The organism is Pseudoduganella sp. RAF53_2 (genome assembly GCF_052113985.1).
Classification (GTDB): domain Bacteria; phylum Pseudomonadota; class Gammaproteobacteria; order Burkholderiales; family Burkholderiaceae_D; genus Rugamonas.
In genome coordinates, this window is record NZ_JBFRDW010000616.1 from 1 (window position 1) to 3,685 (window position 3,685).

Here is a 3,685-nt window from a genome sequence, read left to right on the forward strand (position 1 = left end):
GCCTGACATGATCCGCCTGTCCGAACTGGAGCTGGACGCCCTCGTCGAGCTGTTCAATATCGGCGTGGGACAGGCGGCGAGCGCCATGAGCGAAATCGTCAACGAAACGGTGACGATGTCGGTGCCTTCCATCAGCTTCCTGAGCCGCGCCGCGGCCGCCAAACTGCTGGCCACCAAGAGCACAGGCAGCGGCCGCATTTGCGGCATCAGCCAGCACTACGCCGGCGCTTTCCAGACCGACGCCATCCTCATGTTCCCCGAGGAGAAAAGCCAGCAGATCGTGCGGCTGATGGTGGGCGAGACGATGCCGCTGGAAGAATTGTCGGCAATGGAACAGGAAGCCATGAGCGAGATCGGCAACATTCTGCTGAATAGCTGCGTGGGAGCGCTGGCGAACATCTTCGAGCGCGAGCTGCAAGGATCACTGCCCGCCTACCACGTCGGCTACAGCGAAGAGCTGCTGGCCTTGTCCGGCGCGGGCGAATCGATGGTGCTGATGCTGCACATCGAATTCACGGTCGAACGCCAGCAGATTTCCGGCGACGTGGCCTTCATCATGGACGTGAGCGCGCTGCAGGATTTGAAGGTGCATGTGAATTCTTATCTGGCGCGCGCCATGGGTGGGGCCTGAACCATGCAGCCCTTGCTGCAAAGCGTGCTGGATACGATTGATGTCGGCGCTGTGGTGCTGGATAGTGAACATCTGGTGGTGTTGTGGAATCGCTGGATGGGCCAGCACTCCGGCGTCACCAGCACGGAAGCGCTGGGCCGCAATTTCTTCGACCTGTTCCCCGACCAGCGCGGGCGGCGTCTCGATGGCGCCGTGACGCAGGCACTCCGCAACAATATGCCTTCGCTGCTCTCGCAAACGCTGAACCGCTGGCCCCTGCCCCTTTACGCCAGCAAGGCGGAAGCGGAACAGGGCGAGCGCATGCATCAGGCGCTGACGGTTACGCCCATCAATATGCCGGGCGAGGAACGGCATTGCCTGATTCAGATTAATGACGTGAGTGCCGCTGTGCTGCGCGAGAATCTGCTGCGCGAGCAGGCCATGGCCCTGCGCTCGCAAACCCTGCTGGATGATCTGACCGGCGTCGCCAACCGCCGCCATTTCGACATCGCCATCGACCGCGAAGCGCGCCGCGCGCGCCGCACCGGCTCGCCCCTGTCGCTGATGATGCTGGATATCGATTACTTCAAGGCCTACAACGACCACTACGGCCATCAGCAGGGCGATGCCTGCCTGGAAGCCGTATCGGCTGCGCTGGCGACGATGCAGCAGCGTCCCGCCGACCTGTTCGCGCGCTACGGCGGCGAAGAATTTGCCGTCATCCTGCCCGATACGCCGGGCGATACGGCCCTGCAAATGGCGCACTCCATGTGCCGCAAGGTACGCGACCTGCACATCCCTCACGAGGCGTCGCAGGCGCCGCATAAACTCATCACCATCAGCATCGGCGTGGCCAGCACGGACAAAGGCCATCCCGGCGAAGTCTATGATCTGATCAATGCAGCCGACCGCGCCCTCTACCACGCCAAAGCCTGCGGCCGCGACCGCGTCGAGACGCTGGAGATTTAAAGGAAGGTCGCCAGGTAGTCGATGAAGGCACGGCTCTTGGCCGGCAGCTGGCGGCGCGAGGGATAGTAAAGGTAAAGCGGAAAAGTCTCCTCGCTCCAGCTGGGAAAGAGGTCGACCAGCTGGCCCGACTTGATCATTGCTTCCGCCGTGAAGCACATCACCTGCGCAATGCCGAAGCCTGCCAGGCAGGTTGAGTACAACGTGGCGCCGTCGTTGACGGTGAGCGCGCCGCTGACCTGCACTGTCTTGCGCTTGCTGCCGCGATGGAATTCCCATGCAAACGGCCGTCCCGTCACCGGGTCGCGGAAGTGGATGCATTGATGGCGCCTGAGATCTTCCGGCTTCGCAGGCGCGCCGTGACGGGCGATGTAGGCTGGCGATGCGACAGTCAGAATGCGCGTTTCCATCAGCTTGCGCGCCACCAGCGTTGATGGCTGCGGGTGGCCGAAGCGCAGGGCGAGGTCAATGCCGTCTGCAATCAGATCGCCCAGATCATCACGTGTAATCAGTTCCAGCTGCAAATCGGGATGCGCATCGAGGAAAGCGCCGAGGCGCGGCCCCAGTACCAGCTTGGAAAAGAAGGGATCGACGTTCACGCGCAACCGTCCGCGTACTTTCACCGCGCCTTGCGAGGCATCGCTGACGCATTCTTCCAGCTCTGACATCAGCGGCAGCACCTGGGCATAGAAGCGGCTGCCTTCGTCCGTCAGCGTGAGCGAGCGCGTGGTGCGCTCGAACAGGCGTATGCCCAGCCGCGCTTCGAAGCGCGACACGGCACGGCTCACGCCGGACGGCGACATGTCCAGCACCTCGCTGGCGGCGGCAAAGCTGCCGGTATCCACAATCGCGGCCAGCACTTCAACGCCTCTGAGAATTCCTTCTTCCATCAGCACATTCTAATTGATGATTCGTAGTCATGAAAGAAGTGCGATCCATGCCATCGTCAAATGAGTGCAGCGCCGCGAAAATGGCTCCACTTTCTCATCAAGGAGCACATCATGTACGTCATCACTGGAATTACCGGACAAGTCGGCGGCGAAGTTGGCCGCACCCTGCTCGCTGCAGGACTGCCTGTGCGCGCCGTCGTGCGCGACGCTGCCAAAGGAGCGGCCTGGGCTAAGCAAGGCTGCGAGATCGCGCTGGCTGACATGGCCGATGCGACAGCGCTGACCACTGCTTTTGCCGGCGCCGAAGCCGTCTTCGTCCTGCTGCCGCCAAACTTCGATCCGGCGCCCGGCTTTCCTGATACCGAAGCGCGCGTGGCAGCGCTGTACGAAGCACTGATCGCCGCCCAGCCCAAGCGCGTGGTCTGCCTGTCCACCATCGGCGCACAGGCCACGGAGGCCAATCTGCTGAACGCCCTGCGCATCATGGAGCGCAAGCTGAGAGACCTGCCAATGCCGGTTGCCTTCCTGCGCGCCGGCTGGTTCATGGAAAACATGATCTGGGATATTGCGCTGGCCAAAGCCACCGGCATCGTTCCCAGCTTCCTGCAGCCGCTGGATAAGCCTGTGCCCATGGTTGCCACCGTCGACGTAGGCCGGGTTGCCGCCGAGCTGCTACGCCAGGAATGGCAAGGCGTGCGCGTGGTCGAGCTGGAAGGCCCGGCGCGCGTGTCGCCGAATCAGATCGCCGAATGCATGTCGCTCGTGTTCAACCGCACCGTGGAAATGGAAGCCGTCCCGCGCGACCAGTGGGAAGCCCTGTTTCGCAGCCAGGGCATGAAGCATCCCCTGCCCCGCATCCGCATGCTGGACGGCTTCAATGAAGGCTGGATTGAATTTGAAGGCCCGAACGTGCACAAGGGCGAGGTACCCGTGAGCGCCGTGGTGGAAGCGCTCGCGGGCAAGACAGCGTGACGATCAGCTGACGGAGAGCGCCAGCACAGCCAGCGAATACACGGTGAGCGCGATCACCGACATGAAGAGCAGCGCGCAGGTACGCCACAAGCCTTCGTAGCGCGTCAGACCATAAGTACCGCGCAGCTGCTTGTACATGTGGAATGGCGGGACAAAGCAGAACAGCACGCCCGCCGTGCCATTGAAGCCGTAGTAGCTCAGGATCGCTACCACCACAAACAGCAGCGACATGAAGGAGAGCGAATAC

5 protein-coding genes are annotated in these 3,685 nt (G+C 62.4%); 3 read left to right on the forward strand and 2 right to left on the reverse strand.

Annotated features, from left to right (window positions below):
- Both AB4Z11_RS26455 and AB4Z11_RS26460 read left to right on the forward strand, forming a co-directional pair.
- Positions 1-631: chemotaxis protein CheC (locus tag AB4Z11_RS26455; RefSeq protein ID WP_442028821.1), on the forward strand; the 631-nt coding region annotated here is incomplete at its 5' end.
- Positions 632-634: 3 nt separating this feature from the next.
- Complete coding sequence (locus AB4Z11_RS26460; RefSeq protein ID WP_442028822.1) at positions 635-1,579, forward strand: diguanylate cyclase; 945 nt, start codon at positions 635-637, stop codon at positions 1,577-1,579.
- Here AB4Z11_RS26460 and AB4Z11_RS26465 read toward each other — a convergent pair.
- Complete coding sequence (locus tag AB4Z11_RS26465; protein WP_442028823.1) at positions 1,576-2,472, reverse strand: LysR family transcriptional regulator; 897 nt, start codon at positions 2,470-2,472, stop codon at positions 1,576-1,578. The two genes, AB4Z11_RS26460 and AB4Z11_RS26465, sit on opposite strands and share 4 nt — an antisense overlap.
- Before the next feature lie 105 nt (positions 2,473-2,577).
- Between AB4Z11_RS26465 and AB4Z11_RS26470 the strand changes: the two genes are divergently transcribed.
- Entirely contained in the window at positions 2,578-3,438 is an 861-nt protein-coding gene (locus tag AB4Z11_RS26470; protein WP_442028824.1) for an NmrA family NAD(P)-binding protein, read from the forward strand.
- A 3-nt stretch (positions 3,439-3,441) separates the two neighbouring features.
- Here the strand turns inward: AB4Z11_RS26470 and AB4Z11_RS26475 are convergent.
- Positions 3,442-3,685 (reverse strand): hypothetical protein (locus AB4Z11_RS26475; protein WP_442028825.1); only part of this gene is annotated, 244 nt, incomplete at its 5' end.